The following is a 17277-nucleotide window of genomic DNA, read 5'->3' on the forward strand; positions in this document are numbered from 1 at the left end:
CCGATCCGAAGCAGGAGCATCTGCGCCATGGCACTACGTCCGGACGGCGAAGCAGCCGCCGACCCCGAACCCAGATCGGCCCAGGACGCTCCTGTCCTCAGCAAGCGCCAGGTCGGATGGGTCTTCGTCGGCCTCATGCTGACGATGCTCCTGGCCGCGTTGGACCAGACCATCGTGGGCACCGCACTACCGACCATCGTGGGCGAGTTGAACGGGCTGGAGCACCTGTCCTGGGTGATCACCGCCTATATCCTCGCCACCACGATCGGGATGCCGATCTACGGCAAGGCAGGTGACCTCTTCGGCCGCAAGAGCGTTTTCATCTTCGCGATCGTCGTATTCCTGATCGGCTCGATCCTCTCGGGCATCGCCCAGAACATGACCCAGCTCATCGGGTTCCGCGCACTCCAGGGAATCGGCGGCGGCGGTCTCATGATCGGCGCCCAGGCCATCATCGCCGACATCGTCTCCCCCCGTGAACGCGGAAAGTACATGGGACTCATCGGCGGTGTCTTCGGCCTCGCCTCGGTCGCAGGCCCACTGCTCGGCGGTTTCTTCACCGATAACCTGAGCTGGCGCTGGATCTTCTACATCAACATCCCGCTCGGCCTGCTGGCGCTGGGCGTCACCATCGCCGTACTCAAACTTCCCAAGCCCCGGTCCGCCGAAAAGCCGAGTCTGGACTACCTGGGCACCGCCCTGCTCGCCATCGCCAGTACCGCGCTGGTCCTCCTGACCAGTTGGGGCGGCGGCACCTACGCCTGGAGCAGTCCCGTCATTCTCGGGCTGATCGCGCTAACCGTCGTCGCCGCCGTGCTCTTCGTCGTCGCCGAGAAGTACGCGGTCGAGCCCATCATCCCGCTGGAGCTGTTCAAGGACCGCAACTTCTCCCTCGCGGCCGTGATCGGAATGACCGTGGGCGTCGCCATGTTCTCCACCGTCTCCTACCTGCCGACCTTCCTGCAAATGGTGAACGGGGCCACCGCCACCGAATCGGGACTCATGATGATCCCCATGGTGGTGGGAATGCTCACCGCCACCATCAGCACCGGCCGTCTCGTCTCGGCAACCGGCCGGTACAAGATCTATCCGATCGCCGGTTCCCTGATCCTGGCCGTGGGCCTGTTCCTGCTGTCGCGGATCTCGGTGGACAGTTCCTACCTGTTCACCGCCACCGGCATGTTCGTGCTGGGCCTCGGGGTGGGGTCCTACATGCAGAACCTCGTGCTGATCGTGCAGAACAGCGTGCCCAGGCGTCATCTGGGCGCAGCGACCTCCGCGCACAGCTATTTCCGCCAGATCGGTGCGTCCTTCGGTATCGCGGTGTTCGGCACCATCTTCGTCAACCGGCTCACCGAGCAGGTCGCCCAGGCGCCGCCGCAGGTCGCCGCGAAGATGGGGCAGATCGGTGGGGGAGAAGGCGGCATCGGCTCGCTCACTCCGGACATCCTGCGCTCGTTGCCGGCCCCGGTCAGGGAGACGGTCGCCAACGCCTTCGCCCACGCCCTACCGCCGATCTTCCTCTACGCGGTCCCCATCGTCCTCCTCGGCTTCGTGCTCGCCTTCTTCATCAAGGAGGCGCCTCTGGCGTTGACCCCAGGGGGCGGAGCAGCCGACAAGGAGCCGGTCGAGGCACAGCCCTGATCCAGGACGCGCGTCTCGTCGGGGAGCGGAGCGCGCCGGTCCCGGAAACGGATTCCTTGAAGCATCGGACGATCTGATCGCCTGGTGCCGGTGAGGTGCCCCTGCCCCTGCCCCTGCCCCTGCCCCTGCCCCTGCCGCAGCCGCGGCAGGGGCACTCTGTTGTCGGAAACGATCCGGTGTTGTCGGGAGCAGGAGGCAGTCCGCGCCGCGAGACCGCCCGACAGGCCCTGCCCATCGACCCCGTAGGAGTTTCGCGGTGCGTCCCGGCTAGAGGTCGGTGTCGGCCGCGCCGTACCAGCGCCAGGCGGTGCGACGCGGGAGACCGGGCAGTGCGATCCGCCCTGTCGCCCACAACAGGGTTGGCCAGGGGGCCGCATCCTTCGTCGGGACGTCCGGAAAGAGCCGCGCGAGTACCCGCGAGCACAGCTCGGCGGGAGGGTCCCACGCCAGGTCGAGCCCTTCGGCCAGGTCATGAGTGTGCACCAGGGTTTCCACGATCCCCATCGCGGCAAAGCCCTCGGGGTCGGAGACGCCGTGGCTGTGGTAGGCGCGAACCCGCGACGGCGTGGTGCGCACCATGGCGACCAGAAGCGCTCCGCTGGCCTCCAGCACCTGGAGGAGCCCCGAGGGTCCCGCAGTGCGGTCGGCGTGCACGGAATTCGCCGGGCCACCAGGCCGACGACTCTCACACGTGAACGGAACGCTGCCGGTCAGAGGCGGTGTCCGGGGGCCCAGTTGCACGGCATAGGCGAAGAGATCGTCACTGAGGTGTTCGACGGTCTCCCAGCAGTCCCAGTCCAACGCCCCGGCCCTGGCGTCCCAGGACCCCGCGGGCGCCTCCCGAAGAGCGGCGACAGCGAGGTTTACAGCATGGTCGAGGTCGTCCGCGGTGACAGGCGACCGGGGGGTTTCGGCTGATGGGCGCATGACAGGAACCGTAGCGCGGTCGGTGGCAGCGTCCCCTTCTGGGAGGCCGCGCCGTGCCTCCCAGGAGGGGATCGGAGAGGAAGAGCCCCTCTAGTGCCTGGCCTGCGGGGCGAACTGCGTCCGGTACAACGCGGTGTAGAGGCCACCCTGCTCCAAGAGGTCCTCGTGGGTGCCGCGCTCCAGGATGCGGCCGTCCTCCAGCACCAGGATCAGGTCGGCTTCGCGGACAGTGGCCAACCGGTGGGCGATGACCAGAGACGTGCGTCCGGCCAACGCGGTCGCCAGCGCCTCCTGGACCGCGGCCTCGGATTCGGAGTCCAGATGCGCGGTCGCCTCGTCCAGCACCACGACGGACGGCGCCTTGAGCAGTAGCCGCGCGATCGCCAGACGCTGCTTCTCGCCCCCGGAGAGGCGGTAGCCGCGATCGCCCACCATCGTGTTCATACCGTCGGGAAGCAGGTCCAAAAGCGTGCCCAACTGGGCGGACCGCATCGCCTCGGCCAAGTCCTCATCGGATGCCTCGGGCCGGGCGTAGCGCAAGTTGGCGCCGATGGTGTCGTGGAAGAGCTGGGTGTCCTGGGTGACCACGCCCACCCCCTCGCGAAGTGAGTCCATGCTGGCTTCGCGCAGGTCAACCCCACCGATTCGCACCGTGCCCTCGGTGGGGTCGTAGAGGCGGGTCACCAGGTGGGTCAGGGTCGTCTTTCCGGCTCCGGAGGGGCCCACCAGCGCGACCAGCGAGCCCGCGGGGGCGGTGAAGGACACCCCGCTCAGCACCTGGGCGTCATCGGTGTTCTCGGGCTGCGGAAGCAGTTCGAGCGACTGCAACGAGGATTCCTCGGACCCCGGGTAGCGGAAGGACACCTGGTCGAACTCCACCGACCGCGGGCCCTCAGGCAACCGCATCGCGGCCGGGTGTTCGTCGATCATCGGCTTCAGATCCAGGATCTCGAAGACCCGGTCGAAGCTCACCAGTGCGGTCATCACGTCCACCTGCACGTTGGACAGAGAGGTGAGCGGCCCGTAGAGCCTGGTCAGCAGAGTGGCGAGTGCCACCAGGGTGCCCAGGTCGAAGGCATTCGAGACCACCAGGTTGCCGCCGATGCCGTAGACCATCGCGGTGGCCAGCGCCGTGATCAGGCCGATCATCGAGAACAGCAGGCCGCCGTAGACCGCCTGGGTCACTCCCACCTCGCGGACCCTGCCCGCCTGATGCGCGAAGGACGCGCTTTCCTCTTCGGGACGTCCGTACAGTTTGACCAGCATCGCGCCACCGACGTTGAACCGCTCGGTCATCAGCGAGCTCATCTCGGCGTTGAGGTTCATGCCCTCGCGCGACACCGTCGCCAGCTTGCGTCCGATCCACCGGGCAGGCAGGACGAACAGCGGAACGGCGACCAGTGCGGCCAGGGTGATCTGCCACGAGAGCACCAGCATGGTGCTCAGTACCGCCAGGGCGCTGATCACGTTGGACAGCACCGACTGCAGTACCGACGTGATGGCTTTCTGCGCCCCCACCACGTCGGTGTTGAGCCTGCTGATCAGGGAACCGGTCTGGGTCCGGGTGAAGAACGCCAGCGGCATCCGCTGCACCTGGGTGAACACCTGGGTACGCAGCAGGTAGATGACGCCTTCGCCGATCCGCGCGGACAGCCATCGTCCGACCAGCCCCAGTGCCGTCTCCAGCAAGGCGAGGGCCGCTACGGCCAGTGCCAACCAGGTCACCAGGGTGGGGTCGTCGTTGCCGATCCCACGGTCGATGATCGCTTTGAGGAGCAGCGGATTGGCCACGATGATGCTGGAACTCACCGACGCCACCAGCAGGTACAGCAGAATCCGTTTCCAGTGCGGACGCGCGTAGGCGACGATGCGCCGCGCAGTCCCGGGACGCACCGACGCGCTTTTGGCGGTCCCGTCGTTGACCAACCCCCTGACCGAGGTCGGGCCACCACCCATCATGCTCGCCACCTGGCCCTTCGCCCAAAAGAATAGAGACGCGGCTCCGCTCGGGCAGGGAACGGCCGTACAAAAGGCAGCCGAGAACGGGAGCCGGATGCGGGTCCGGCCCCAGAGCGGTGCTCCGCGTCGAAACAGTTCAACACGCGACCAGGCCGGCCTCTTCCCGGGACCGACCCGCGCCCGAGCAGGACACGCGAGGTGAAGGGTGCTACGCCCGGACGGTTCGGTTCCGGAACGCGCAACCTGCGCCGTCGCGCGCGGCCCGCATCGTGGCGGGGGAGAGCGAGTTGTCAACCGGTGTCACAGCGAGCGCGCCAACTGGCCCAGGGTCGCGCTGGTGGAGCGCCCGAGGGTCAGGGGCAGTTCCCAGGCGGCGGCGTTCAGGGCGTGCGCGCCACGCCGTTTCGCCTCGGAGTAGGGATCTCCCTCGGTGAAGGCGAGCGCGGCGGGATGCAGGGGGCCCAGCAGGTTCGCGTAGTGTTCCCAGCTAGTCGCGGAGGGAGGGCCGGAGACGACGAACACTCCGTCCACGCACGTCAGGGCCGCGAGCATCTCGGCTCGCTCCTCGGCCGGATTCAGCGGCCGGGCCGGCCCCTTCCACGCGCGTACCCGCTCGTCGGATTCCACGCCCACCAACAGCGGTGCACCGCGTTCGCGCACGCTCCTGAGGTAGCGCACGTGCCCCACGTGCAGGATGTCGAAGGCGCCGGTCACGATCGCCGGCGGTTCGACCGGTGTGGGGCGTGCGAACCAGTCCAGCGCCAGCGAGTGCGCGGTCCCCTGCTCCGGCTCGGTTCCCGTCATTTCCCACCTATCGCAAGTATCGGCTCGTTGTCGAAGATACCTTCAGGCGGAAGCGCAGGGGGGACGCGCCGCCACTCTTCCCGCCGGTGTCACCGCGTACTTCTACCGTTGTCCGGACACCGACGCACGGGTCGGGCGGCGGAAGGGACAACCGGTGGGTAGGAAGACGGCGTTCGCGGTGCGTACTCCGGCAGCCGAACGAGAAATGTTCACCGCCGGACTACGAGCCGGGCCGGAAACCGCGCGTGCCGTCGCGGAAGAGGTGTTCGGTGCCAGCGCCGTCGGTGCGGTGCGCGGCGAGCACACGTTCGATGAACCGGATGGGCCACTCCAGCACGCGCGCGGCGCTGATCTACCTGCACGCGCGCGATGACCGGGCCCGTGCACTGGCCGACAAGCTGAGGGAGCGGGCCGCACGCGAACTCGACCGTGCGCGTGCCGACCGGATCGGAGACGACGAGGACGGCCAGGAGCCGCCTCCGGCCGGAACACGTCGCTGAAAAACTCGAAATCACGACCTCTGTGGCACGTATGTGGCACACGTCGGGACATGGGTGGTGAATGAGAGAAGGGCCAGGGCGGGGGAGCGTATCCCCTGGCCTGGCCCTTCTACGCGTGGAGCGGGTGACGGGAATCGAACCCGCACGACCAGCTTGGAAGGCTGGAGTTCTACCATTGAACTACACCCGCGTGTCATCAGGCCCTTCGAGTTTCCTCTAGACTCGTGGAGCCGACGGAGAACACATTACCGTCTCTTCGGTGTGAGTGACGCATTGACGCTCGGTCAGTGCTGTCACCGCGAAAGTTTGCGGGGAGTAGCGCAGCTTGGTTAGCGCGCATGCTTTGGGAGCATGAGGCCGCGGGTTCGAATCCCGCCTCCCCGACGAGATGGTTCGACGGTGCCGTCTGGGCGCGTACGCGCCCAGGCCCGGTGCTGCCGTCAACCCCTTCGTACCTGCCCTAGACTGAGCGTGATCAGTAAGAGAATCACGCAGGAGACTCTAGACAGTCCCCAAGTGACGCCCCCGCCGGTCGGCGCCGCGCCGGACACCGCTTCGTCGCGTTGTGTCGATTCAGCCGTGCCACCCGCCGGGTCGTACCGGAAAACAGCCGGAAACCTAGGAGTACCGCCCCGTGAAGACCGATGTCGAGGAGCTGAGCCCGACCCGGGTCAAGCTGACCATCGAAGTTCCTTTCGAGGAGCTCGAGCACGCCTTCGACGTGACATACAAGTCGCTCGCCAAGCAGGTCCGGATCAAGGGCTTCCGCCCCGGTAAGGCGCCGGCCCGGCTCATCGACCGCTACGTCGGCCGCGGCGCGGTGATCAGCGAAGCGGTCAACCACGCGGTTCCCGAGCTCTACAACGAAGCCGTCCAGAAGGAAGACGTCTTCGCACTGGGCCAGCCCGACGTGGAGATCACCAAGCTGGAGGACGGCGACCAGCTGTCCTTTACCGCAGAGGTTGACGTCCGTCCCAAGTTCGAGGTCTCCGACTACGAGGGCCTCGAGGTCACCGTCAACGACGCCGAGGTCACCGACGAGCAGGTCAACGAGCAGCTGGACAGCCTGCGCCAGCGCTTCGCCACCCTGACCGGGGCCGAGCGTCCCGCGCAGGACGGCGACCACGTCTCCATCGACCTCTCCGCCGCCATCGACGGTGAGAAGCTCGACGACGTCCAGGCCAGCGGGATCTCTTACGAGATCGGCACCAACACCATGCTTGAGGGTCTCGACGAGGCGCTCATCGGCCTGGAGGCCGGTGGCACCACCACCTTCTCCACCAAGCTGGTCGGCGGTGACTACGAGGGCAAGGACGCCGACGTCACCGTCACCCTGCACAGTGTGAAGGTCAAGGAGCTCCCGGAGCTCGACGACGAGTTCGCTCAGCTCGCCAGCGAGTTCGACACCATCGAGGAGCTGCGCGCCGACGCCGTCACGCGCCTCGGGGAGTCCCGCCGCTACCAGCAGCTCGCCCAGGCCCGCGACCGCGCCCTGGACAAGCTCGTCGAATCCGTGGACATCCCGCTCCCCGAGAGCGTGATCACCGAGGAGATCGACCGCCGCCGCCAGAGTCTGGAGCAGCAGCTTTCCCAGAGCGGGCTGACCAAGGACGCCTACTTCGAGGCCCAGGGCCAGACGGAGGAGGAGTTCGAGGCCGAGCTCACCAAGGGCGCCAACAGTGCTGTCAAGGCCGGATTCGTCCTGGACCAGCTGGCCCTCCAGGAGGAGCTGGCCGCTGACAACGACGAGCTGAGCCAGTACGTCGTCAACCAGGCCCAGCGCATGGGGGTCTCGCCCGACCAGCTCGCCCAGCACCTCGTGCAGTCGAACCAGATCCGGGTCGCCTACACCGAGGTCGTGCGCGCCAAGGCCATGAACCTGGTCGTGGCCAAGGCCAAGGTCACCGACGAGTCCGGCAACGTTGTTGCCCAGGACACCGTCGAGACCGCCGACGAGGAGACCGAGACGATCACCGTCGAGGCCACTGAGGTCGAGGCCACCGAGGCCACCGAGGCCACCGAGGCCACTGCCGCGGAGGCGGACGACACGGAGAAGGCGGACAAGGCATAGCCGCTGTCCCACTCGGGATCCAATAGCACACGGGCTCCGCGCCCCGGTCTGACATCGACCGGGGCGCGGGGCCCGCGCGCGTTTCGCCGGGCGCTTAACACCCAGGTCGCCGCGGGGCTCACCTGCGCTCAAAGCGAACAGGGCCGTGAACGGTGCGAGCTGGACGGTCAGGCGCGTTAGTGTCGCAAGCGTCGCAACCGTTTCGATTCCGGAGCAGGTGACGAGAGTGCCGCCGACCGAAAATGAGTCCATGCGAATCGATGCCCGTACGGCAGAGTCGCCCGTTCCCTCGATGTTCGATCAAACGTCGCAGCGTCTGCTGCGTCAGCGCATCGTCGTCCTCGGCCAACAGGTCGATGACGACATCGCAAATCGCATCGTGGGCGAGCTACTGCTGCTGTCTGCCGAGGACCGCCAGCGAGACATCACGCTTTACATCAACTCGCCCGGCGGTTCAGTGACCGCAGGCATGGCGATCTACGACGTCATGCAGTACATCCCCAACGACGTTCGTACCGTCGGCATGGGCCTGGCCGCTTCCATGGGTCAGATGCTGTTGTGCTCCGGTGCGCCGGGCAAGCGCTATGCGCTGCCGCACACCCGGGTCATGATGCACCAGCCCTCGGGCGGGATCGGTGGTACTGCCTCCGACATCCGCATCCTGGCCGACCAGCTGATCTACGTGAAGAAGATGTTCCTGGAGCGCATCTCGATGCACACCGGTCAGACGGTGGAGCAGATCGAGAAGGACGCAGACCGGGACCGCTGGTTCACCGCCGAGGAAGCCCGTCAGTACGGCTTCATCGACGAGGTGCTGTCGGACACCCTCGACGTCACGGGCAGCGGGGCATAACACGCCCCACCCATCAGCCCCTTTGTGGACAGGCGCAGTGTGGAAGGCCAGGTAATGACCGAGTACGACATCAGCCCTTACGGCGCTGGGATGGCCCCGGCGGCTCCGCAGAGTCGCTACGTCCTCCCCTCATACGTCGAGCGCACGACGTATGGCGTCAAGGAGATGAACCCCTACAACAAGCTGTTCGAAGAGCGGATCATCTTCGTCGGCGTCCAGATCGACGACACCTCGGCGAATGACATCATCGCGCAGCTGATGACGCTGGAGCACATCGACGGCGATCGTGACATCCAGATGTACATCAACTCGCCCGGGGGGTCGTTCACCTCGCTGATGGCGATCTACGACACCATGCAGTTCGTGCGCCCCGACATCCAGACGGTGTGCGTGGGGCAGGCCGCCTCCGCCGCAGCCGTTCTGCTCGCCGGCGGAACAAAGGGCAAGCGCACCGCGCTGCCCAACGCGCGGATCATGATCCACCAGCCGGCCACCGAGGGGTCGCACGGCCAGGCCAGCGACATCGAGATCATGGCCAACGAGATCATGCGCATTCGGACCCAGCTGGAGACCACGCTGGCGCGCCACACCGGGCGCAGCGTCGAGCAGGTCTCCCGCGACATCGAGCGCGACAAAATCCTCACCGCGGAGGAAGCAAAGGAGTACGGCATCATCGACGACGTACTCCCTTACCGCAAGGGCTCGTTGAAGTAGGCTCTGGCCTACGACCAGGTGTGATGAGAAGATGGGCCGGTCGAGCCCGTGCGGTGCGACCGTGCGAGGTGAAGCCGGCCCGCTTCTTCGCTTAGGCTCGTGTGAACGACGCACAGACCACACCGTTAATCGCCGGGTGCCGAGCGCTTATCCTGAAAATCGGTAGCCTGCTCGTAACACGGGCTCGCCGGCCGTCTCGTCAGAATCACGCCGGAAGCCCGCTGGGATGTTCCAGCCCCGTTTGGGTGGGGATGGACCGCGAGACGGGGTGGCCTACGTTTTAAGGAGTAGCTGGGTGGCACGCATCGGCGACGGTGGAGACCTGCTGAAGTGCTCGTTCTGCGGCAAGAGCCAGAAGCAGGTGAAGAAGCTCATCGCGGGCCCCGGTGTGTACATCTGCGATGAATGCATTGACCTGTGCAACGAGATCATCGAGGAAGAGCTCGCGGATGCTACCGAGCTCAAGTGGGACAGCCTGCCGAAGCCGCGCGAGATCTACGAGTTTCTCGACTCCTACGTGATCGGTCAGGAGCAGGCCAAGAAGGCCCTGTCGGTCGCGGTCTACAACCACTACAAGCGGGTGCAGTCCGAGGGCGATCGCCCTCGTGACGAGGACATCGAGATCGCCAAGTCCAACATTCTGCTCCTGGGACCCACCGGTTCCGGCAAGACCCTGCTGGCCCAGACTCTGGCCAAGATTCTCAACGTCCCCTTCGCCATCGCCGACGCCACCGCCTTGACCGAGGCCGGCTACGTGGGCGAGGACGTCGAGAACATTCTGCTCAAGCTGATCCAGGCCGCCGACTACGACGTCAAGAAGGCCGAGACCGGCATCATCTACATCGATGAGGTCAACAAGGTCGCGCGCAAGAGCGAGAACCCCTCGATCACCCGGGACGTCTCGGGCGAGGGTGTGCAGCAGGCGCTGCTGAAGATACTGGAGGGAACCACGGCGAGCGTGCCCCCGCAGGGCGGCCGCAAGCACCCGCACCAGGAGTTCATCCAGATCGACACCACGAACGTGCTGTTCATCTGTGGAGGGGCGTTCGCGGGTCTGGAGAACCTTATCGAGGCACGCGTGGGCAAGCAGGGCATGGGCTTCAACGCCATCCTGCGCTCCAAGCAGGAGATGGAGTCCAGCGACCGCTTCGGCGAGATCATGCCCGAGGACCTGCTCAAGTTCGGGATGATCCCGGAGTTCGTCGGTCGTCTCCCGGTCATCACCAGCGTGCACAACCTCGATCGCGCCGCGCTGATCCAGATCCTCACCGAGCCGCGCAACGCGTTGGTCAAGCAGTACCAGCGGTTGTTCGAGCTCGACAACGTGGAGCTGGAGTTCAGCCCGGACGCCCTCGACGCCATTGCCGAGCAGGCCATCATCCGCGCCACCGGTGCGCGTGGCCTGCGCGCCATCATCGAGGAGGTCCTGCTCTCGGTGATGTACGAGGTGCCCAGCAGGGAGGACGTCGCGCAGGTGATCATCACCCGTGAGGCCGTCATGGAGCACGTCTACCCGACGATTGTGCCGCGTGCGCAGATCGCCGACGAGCGGGAGGAGAAGAGCGCCTAGCGCCTCTTCGCCCCGTGGGGAGTCCGCCGGACGAACCGGCGGCGCTCCCCACGTGTTTTCCCGTCTCCGGTGTCGCGGTGGTCGCGGGACATGACCGCGGCGGTCCGTTCTGCACCGGAGGAACAAAAAGCGGCCACCGGACCGGTCGCCGCTGACGGCTTGTGTGCGGGGGCGCCGCTCCTCAGTTCTGGAGGGCCGACTCCAGACGTTCGATCTCCAGGCTCTGGTCGGTGATGAGATCGTTGGCCATCTGAAGAACCTGGGAGTGCCGGCCGTCGATCATCGCGTCTTCGGCCATGGTGATTCCGCCCTCGTGGTGAGTCACCATCAGTTTCACGAACAGTTCGTCGAACGCTGCGCCCGACGCGGACTCCAGCTCCGCCATCTGCTCGGGAGTGGCCATGCCGGGCATGTCCGAATGATCGGTGTCCAGTTCCACGCAGCCGGCCTCGTCGCCGTGGTGGTCGCCGCCGAGCCCGCAGTAGTTCTGGTGCGCCGGGTTCCGACGGGCCGGCTGGTAGACGTTGACGTCCAGCCATTCCTCCATGATGGTCAACTCACCCTGCTGGGCGACGTCGATCCGGTCCGACAGCGCACGGATCTTCGCGTTCTCCACCCGGTCGGGCACCAGGTCGGCCATCTCCACCGCCTGCTCGTGGTGCATGATCATCTTGACCATGTAGGTGACGTCGGCCTCGTTGTGCCCGTTGCCGTCCTGGGCCGCGGCCAACTGCTCCTCGGTGGCGGGGGAGGCGGACTCGCCCGGCGCGCCCGGGGCCAGGACCGGCGGTGCGTCAGCGGCTGTTCCACCGTTTGTGCAGGCAACACAGGACAGCCCTAGTACCGCCGCGCCTATCGCGGCCGTCAGCCCTCGTCGCACCGGTTGCTCCTCGTCGCCAGTTCAACTGCCTTGTTGCGGACTGTCTACGCAAGACCCTGCTTCTTGTCCAGTGTGTGATTGGGATAAAGAAAATTTTACGGCGTGTGGTCATCCCATGACCTGCGGCAACTACGTTCTGTCATTTTTGTGCGATTTCAGTCATCTATTCACGGCAGGTGCCCGTTGGCTATCTTTGCGCTAATTTCGGCGTGCGTTGAACAGGAGTCATCATGCCGGTGTCCCCCAAACCGTCCACGAGACGGCCCGCGCGATTTCGGGTCGGAGCGCTGGCCGGGGTCGCTGCTCTCGCCCTTGCCGGGGCCCTCGTTCCGGCAACGGCCTCAGCAAGCCCCGAACCCCCGATCGCTGAGATCGTGACCAGCGACAATGTTGAGCACATCGCCAACATCCCCAAGACCCAGGCGCTGACCAACAACAACAGCGACCTCGCGTTCACCGGTGACTACGCCATCGGCGGCAACTACGACGGCTTCACCATCTACGACATCAGCGAGCCCGAAAGCCCGGTCATCGTGACCCAGGTTCTGTGCCAGGGCGGCCAGGGCGACGTGTCGGTCAGTGGCGACCTGCTCTACTTCTCCGTCGACTATCCCCGCGCCGACGAGAACTGTGGCAGCCCTGCCGTGGGAGTGGACGACCCCAACGGGTTCGAGGGAATCCGTATCTTCGACATCGCCGACAAGGCCAACCCCGAGTACGTGGCCGCCGTGCGCACCGACTGCGGCTCGCACACCAACACGCTGGTCCCGAGCAAGGACGGCACGACCGACTACGTCTACGTCTCCTCCTACTCGCCCTCCGCGCGCTTCCCCAACTGCCAGCCGCCGCACGACAAGATCTCCGTCATCGAGGTCCCGGTGGACAACCCGAGTGCGGCGGCCGTCGTCAACGAGCCCGTCCTGTTCCCCGACGGCGGCAACCCCGGTGGCACCGCCCCCAACGGCAACCGGGTCTCGGCCACGACCGGCTGCCACGACATCACCGCCTTCGTCGAGCTGAACATCGCTGCCGGGGCCTGCATGGGCGACGGCATCATCCTCAACATCGCCGACCCCGCGAACCCCACGGTCGTCGAGCGGATCCGCGACGACGAGAACTTCGCCTTCTGGCACTCCGCGACCTTCAGCAACGACGGCAAGAAGGTCCTCTTCACCGACGAACTCGGTGGAGGCGGCGCGGCCACCTGCCTGGAAAGCGTCGGCGACACCCACGGGGCCAACGGTTTCTACCGCCTCAACGGTCACATCAACGACCACGGCAAGGGCGACATCCGCCTCAAGTTCGACGGGTACTTCAAGATCCCGCGTCACCAGGAGCCCAACCAGAACTGCGTCGCCCACAACGGCTCGCTGATCCCGGTCAAGGGCAAGGACTTCTTCGTGCAGTCCTGGTACCAGGGCGGCGTGTCGATCATCGACTTCAACAACCCCCGCAAGGCCACCGAGATCGGGTTCTTCGAGCGCAACCCGCTCACCAACCAGTCACTGGGCAGCGGAACCTGGTCGGCCTACTACTACAACGGCTACATCTACTCCAACGACATGGGGCAGGGTTTCGACGTGCTCAAGGTTGACGACCCGCGTCTCAACGGGGCGGAGGCCGTCACCCACGACGAGTTCAACCCCCAGAACCAGACGAAGTACTAAATCGGCGCCCGGTCCGGCCCTCGCTGTCGGGGCGACCACCGCTGACCAGGCCCCGTCCCAGGCGCAATGCGCCAGGGGCGGGGCCTGCCCGCGTGGCGCGGGGCAGAGCACCTAGACTCGGGGCTGCATCCGCACCCACCGTGACCTTGAAGAAGCCAGTGATCTCAAGCCCTGAATACCGCGCCGCCGAAGCCGCGATCCTGGACCGCGCCGGCGAGTCGATCATCCATCCGACCCTGGAACGCATCACCGCGCTCATGGACCTGCTGGGCCAGCCGCAGCGCAACTACCGTGCCGTGCACGTGACCGGTACCAACGGCAAGACCTCAACCGCGAGGATGATCGACGGGCTGTTGCGTGAGCGCCGGCTGCGCGTCGGACGCTTCACCAGCCCGCACCTGACCAGCATGCGCGAACGCATCGTCATCGACGGCGAACCCATCTCCGAGGAAGGGTTCGTGGCCGTCTTCGACGACGTCATGCCCTATGTCGAGATGGTCAACGCTGCCCATGACGTGCGAATGTCCTTCTTCGAGGTGCTGGTGGGCATGGCCTACGCGGCTTTCGCGGACGCCCCGGTGGACGTCGCTGTCGTCGAGGTCGGCATGGGGGGAGCATGGGACGCCACCAACGTCATCCAGGCCGACGTCGCCGTGATCACGCCCATCTCCATCGACCACGCCTCCTACCTCGGTGACACCGTCGCCGACATCGCCGTCGAGAAGGCGGGGATCATCAAGGCCGACTCGGTCGCGGTCCTGGCCCAGCAGCCGGTCGAGGCAGCGGAAGTGCTGCTGCGCCACGCCGCTGAGGTCGGTGCCCAGGTCGCCCGCGAAGGACTGGAGTTCGGGGTCGCCCACCGCGACATCGCGGTGGGCGGTCAGCAGCTTTCCCTGAAGGGCCTGCGTGCCGGATACGAAGGGATCTTCCTTCCTCTGTTCGGTGCCTATCAGGCAGGCAACGCCGCCGTCGCGGTAGCCGCGGTGGAGGCGTTCGCGGCCCCCGCCGAGGGCGACGACAGTCTCGACCCCGACCTGGTCCGCACCGCCCTGGCGTCCGCGTCCTCACCGGGGCGGATGGAGGTTGTGCGACGCAGTCCCACGATCCTGGTGGATGCGGCGCACAATCCTGCCGGGATGGCCGCCACCGCCGAAACGCTCACCGAGGCGTTCTCCTTCAGCCGGCTCGTGGGCGTGCTGGCCATCGTGGCCGACAAGGACGCCGAGGGCATTCTGGAACCCCTGGAGCCGCTGCTGGCCGAGGTCGTGATCACCCGGAACTCCTCCGAGCGCAGTATGGAGCCTGCTCGGCTCCTCGCCTTGGCCGAGGAGGTCTTCGGGCCCGACCGGGTCCACCTGGCCGAGCGGCTGGACGACGCGATCGACCAGGCCGTCGCCCTTGCGGAAGAGACCGGTGAGCTCAGCGGCGCGGGTGTGCTCGTCACCGGTTCGGTCATCACGGCGGGCGACGCCACCCACCTGTTGAAGAGGGACTGACCGTGCGAACGATCTGTGCTGTTCTCCTTGTTTTCGAGGCAATCGTCCTGGGTCTGGCCATCCCGGTCGCCATTCAGCTGGGCGGCCTCTCCCCGGGTTTCGCCGGAGGGGTGTGGGGCGGCCTCGCGCTGGCGGCTCTGGTGCTGGCCGCTCTGCAACGGATGCGCTGGGCGTTCTATCTGGCGTGCGTGCTCCAGGTCGCGATGGTGGTCAGTAGTTTCGCGGTTCCGGGGTTGCCCTTCGCAGGGCTGGTCTTCGCGGCCCTGTGGATCGCCGGAGTCGTTCTCGGACGCAGGACCGATGCGATGAAGGCCGAGTACGAGAGGGCCCGTGCCGAGTACGAGGCATCCCAGGACGTCTGACCCGGAAGGGCTGCCACCTGGTCGATGTCCCGATTCGGCCGGGCAGGGGGAGGCGAACCGGTAGGGTTGCGCACGGCCAAAGGTAAAAACCTCCCCATCCCGGTGGGGTGCAAACCGGCGGCGAATTTTCGAACAGTGCAATATGCCGAGGAGAGAATCACCGTGGAGCGCACCCTTGTCCTGATCAAGCCCGATGGAGTGCGACGCAACATCATCGGCGACGTCATCTCCCGCATCGAGCGCAAGGGACTCAAGATCGTCGCGCTGGAGCTGCGCACCCTGGACGCCGACACCGCGAAGACGCACTACGAGGAGCACGCGGCCCGTCCCTTCTTCCCCTCCCTGGTCGAGTTCATCACCGGTGGCCCGCTCGTGGCGATGGTCGTCGAGGGCGAGCGCTCCGTCGAGGCGTTCCGCGCGCTGGCGGGGGCGACCGACCCGGTCGCGGCCAGTCCCGGCACCATCCGCGGCGACTTCGCCCTGGAGGTTCAGGCCAACATCGTGCACGGCTCGGACTCCACCTACTCCGCGGAGCGCGAGATCAAGCTTTTCTTCCCCGACCTGGGGTAGTACCACTCTTCAGCAGGGTCAGGCGAGATTCGGACGGTTAGCCGGCTGGGTCACGCCTGGCCCTTTTCGCGTTCTCTGTGCTGTAAAGATCGGCGCGTTTGTGTAATCATGCGACTCCCTAGCGTTACGATACGAGTATTCCGATCCCCATTCGCGACGGATCAGAGCTGTATCAACCGTCTCGGGTGAGCCGCATCCCTTTTGGCGCCGCTGAGGACGTTTCATGACCAATAACCTTGCTTTTCTCGGCCGGGACATGGCGGTTGATCTCGGTACCGCCAACACCCTGGTGTACGTCCGCGGCCGGGGCATCGTCCTCAACGAACCCTCGGTGGTGGCACTCAACACCTCCACCGGCAGGATCGTCGCTGTCGGCACCGACGCCAAGCAGATGATCGGACGCACACCGGGCAACATCACCGCGGTGCGTCCCCTCAAGGACGGTGTGATCGCGGATTTCGAGATCACCGAGCGTATGCTGCGCTACTTCATCCAGAAGATCCATCGCCGCCGCCACTTCGCCAAGCCGCGCATCATCGTCGCAGTACCCAGCGGCATCACCTCGGTGGAACACCGAGCGGTGAAGGAGGCGGGATACCAGGCCGGCGCGCGCCGCGTCTTCATCATCGAAGAACCGATGGCCGCAGCCATCGGGGCCGGCCTCCCGGTCCACGAGCCCACCGGCAACATGATCGTCAACATCGGGGGCGGCACCACCGAGGTCGCGGTGATCTCCATGGGGGGCATCGTCATCTCCCAGTCCATCCGGGTGGGCGGTGACGAGCTCGACGAAGCCATCATGACCTTCATCAAGAAGGAGCACTCCCTGATGGTGGGGGAGCGCACCGCCGAGGAGCTCAAGGTCGCCATCGGTTCGGCTTACCCCGACGGCGGCGAGGAGCTGTACGCAGAGGTCCGTGGCCGCGACCTGATCAGCGGCCTGCCCAAGACCATCGTCATCAGCGCCACCGACGTCAGAGAGGCCATCGAGGAGCCCGTCACCGCCATCATCGACGCGGTGCGCACCACACTCGACAAGTGTCCGCCCGAACTCTCCGGCGACATCATGGACCGCGGCATCGCCGTGGCCGGCGGCGGCGCACTGTTGAGGGGCCTCGACGAGCGGCTGCGCCACGAGACGGGAATGCCCATCCACGTAGCGGAGAACGCACTGGACTCCGTGGCCCTGGGCTCGGGTACCTGCGTGGAGAACTACGAACGCCTGAACCAGGTACTGGTCCCGGAACGGCGGCGTTGACG

Annotated in this window: 15 protein-coding genes and 2 tRNA genes; 12 read left to right on the forward strand and 5 right to left on the reverse strand. The window is 66.2% G+C overall.

What is annotated here, in order from left to right; translation table 11 throughout:
* The first annotated feature begins 27 nt into the window (after window positions 1–27).
* Complete coding sequence (locus tag AC0VYP_RS06120; RefSeq protein ID WP_285759263.1) at window positions 28–1644, forward strand: MDR family MFS transporter; 1617 nt, start codon at window positions 28–30, stop codon at window positions 1642–1644.
* Between the two features lie 267 nt (window positions 1645–1911).
* Here AC0VYP_RS06120 and AC0VYP_RS06125 read toward each other — a convergent pair whose 3' ends face one another.
* The 3 genes from AC0VYP_RS06125 to AC0VYP_RS06135 all read right to left on the reverse strand — a co-directional run bounded on the left by AC0VYP_RS06125 (window position 1912) and on the right by AC0VYP_RS06135 (window position 5334).
* Window positions 1912–2571 carry a hypothetical protein gene (locus AC0VYP_RS06125; protein ID WP_285759264.1) on the reverse strand — a complete coding sequence of 220 codons (660 nt, stop codon included), beginning with the start codon at window positions 2569–2571 and terminating at the stop codon, window positions 1912–1914.
* 90 nt (window positions 2572–2661) lie between these two features.
* On the reverse strand, window positions 2662–4530 hold the full coding sequence (locus AC0VYP_RS06130) for an ABC transporter ATP-binding protein (RefSeq protein WP_475474174.1): 1869 nt from the start codon (window positions 4528–4530) through the stop codon (window positions 2662–2664).
* A 300-nt stretch (window positions 4531–4830) separates the two neighbouring features.
* Entirely contained in the window at window positions 4831–5334 is a 504-nt protein-coding gene (locus tag AC0VYP_RS06135) for an adenylyltransferase/cytidyltransferase family protein (RefSeq protein WP_475472951.1), read from the reverse strand.
* A gap of 269 nt (window positions 5335–5603) precedes the next feature.
* On the opposite strand from AC0VYP_RS06135, the gene AC0VYP_RS06140 reads away from it, so the two are divergent.
* Window positions 5604–5834, forward strand: a complete 231-nt coding sequence (locus AC0VYP_RS06140) for a hypothetical protein (RefSeq protein WP_475472953.1) — start codon at window positions 5604–5606, stop codon at window positions 5832–5834.
* A gap of 116 nt (window positions 5835–5950) precedes the next feature.
* On the opposite strand, the gene AC0VYP_RS06145 is transcribed toward AC0VYP_RS06140, so the two are convergent.
* A tRNA-Gly gene (locus AC0VYP_RS06145) sits at window positions 5951–6024 on the reverse strand.
* A gap of 119 nt (window positions 6025–6143) precedes the next feature.
* Between AC0VYP_RS06145 and AC0VYP_RS06150 the strand changes: the two genes are divergently transcribed.
* The 5 genes from AC0VYP_RS06150 (at window position 6144) to clpX (ending at window position 11042) form a co-directional block, all read left to right on the forward strand.
* Window positions 6144–6218: transfer RNA gene (locus AC0VYP_RS06150), tRNA-Pro, on the forward strand.
* Between the two features lie 250 nt (window positions 6219–6468).
* Window positions 6469–7905 (forward strand): trigger factor, encoded by a 1437-nt coding sequence (gene tig, locus AC0VYP_RS06155; protein WP_475472955.1) that lies wholly within the window; start codon window positions 6469–6471, stop codon window positions 7903–7905.
* Between the two features lie 250 nt (window positions 7906–8155).
* On the forward strand, window positions 8156–8758 hold the full coding sequence (locus AC0VYP_RS06160) for a ClpP family protease (RefSeq protein WP_285759271.1): 603 nt from the start codon (window positions 8156–8158) through the stop codon (window positions 8756–8758).
* Window positions 8759–8812: 54 nt separating this feature from the next.
* Window positions 8813–9472: an ATP-dependent Clp protease proteolytic subunit gene (locus AC0VYP_RS06165; RefSeq protein ID WP_285759272.1), complete on the forward strand. Its 660-nt coding sequence runs from the start codon at window positions 8813–8815 to the stop codon at window positions 9470–9472.
* 295 nt (window positions 9473–9767) lie between these two features.
* On the forward strand, window positions 9768–11042 hold the full coding sequence (gene clpX / locus AC0VYP_RS06170; protein WP_475472958.1) for an ATP-dependent Clp protease ATP-binding subunit ClpX: 1275 nt from the start codon (window positions 9768–9770) through the stop codon (window positions 11040–11042).
* A 181-nt stretch (window positions 11043–11223) separates the two neighbouring features.
* On the opposite strand, the gene AC0VYP_RS06175 is transcribed toward clpX, so the two are convergent.
* Window positions 11224–11922, reverse strand: coding sequence for a DUF305 domain-containing protein (locus tag AC0VYP_RS06175; RefSeq protein WP_285759274.1), 699 nt, complete (start codon window positions 11920–11922; stop codon window positions 11224–11226).
* A gap of 230 nt (window positions 11923–12152) precedes the next feature.
* On the opposite strand from AC0VYP_RS06175, the gene AC0VYP_RS06180 reads away from it, so the two are divergent.
* The 5 genes from AC0VYP_RS06180 (at window position 12153) to AC0VYP_RS06200 (ending at window position 17275) form a co-directional block, all read left to right on the forward strand.
* Window positions 12153–13589, forward strand: coding sequence for an LVIVD repeat-containing protein (locus tag AC0VYP_RS06180; protein ID WP_285759275.1), 1437 nt, complete (start codon window positions 12153–12155; stop codon window positions 13587–13589).
* 161 nt (window positions 13590–13750) lie between these two features.
* A complete protein-coding gene (locus tag AC0VYP_RS06185) occupies window positions 13751–15085 on the forward strand; it encodes a bifunctional folylpolyglutamate synthase/dihydrofolate synthase (protein WP_475474176.1) in 1335 nt (444 codons plus the stop codon).
* Window positions 15086–15087: 2 nt separating this feature from the next.
* Window positions 15088–15447, forward strand: a complete 360-nt coding sequence (locus AC0VYP_RS06190) for a DUF4233 domain-containing protein (RefSeq protein ID WP_285759278.1) — start codon at window positions 15088–15090, stop codon at window positions 15445–15447.
* A 162-nt stretch (window positions 15448–15609) separates the two neighbouring features.
* Window positions 15610–16017, forward strand: coding sequence for a nucleoside-diphosphate kinase (gene ndk, locus AC0VYP_RS06195; RefSeq protein ID WP_285759279.1), 408 nt, complete (start codon window positions 15610–15612; stop codon window positions 16015–16017).
* Between the two features lie 223 nt (window positions 16018–16240).
* Window positions 16241–17275, forward strand: a complete 1035-nt coding sequence (locus AC0VYP_RS06200; RefSeq protein WP_475472961.1) for a rod shape-determining protein — start codon at window positions 16241–16243, stop codon at window positions 17273–17275.
* Window positions 17276–17277: the final 2 nt, after the last annotated feature.

It is taken from the genome of Nocardiopsis sp. iso_186 (assembly GCF_056173365.1).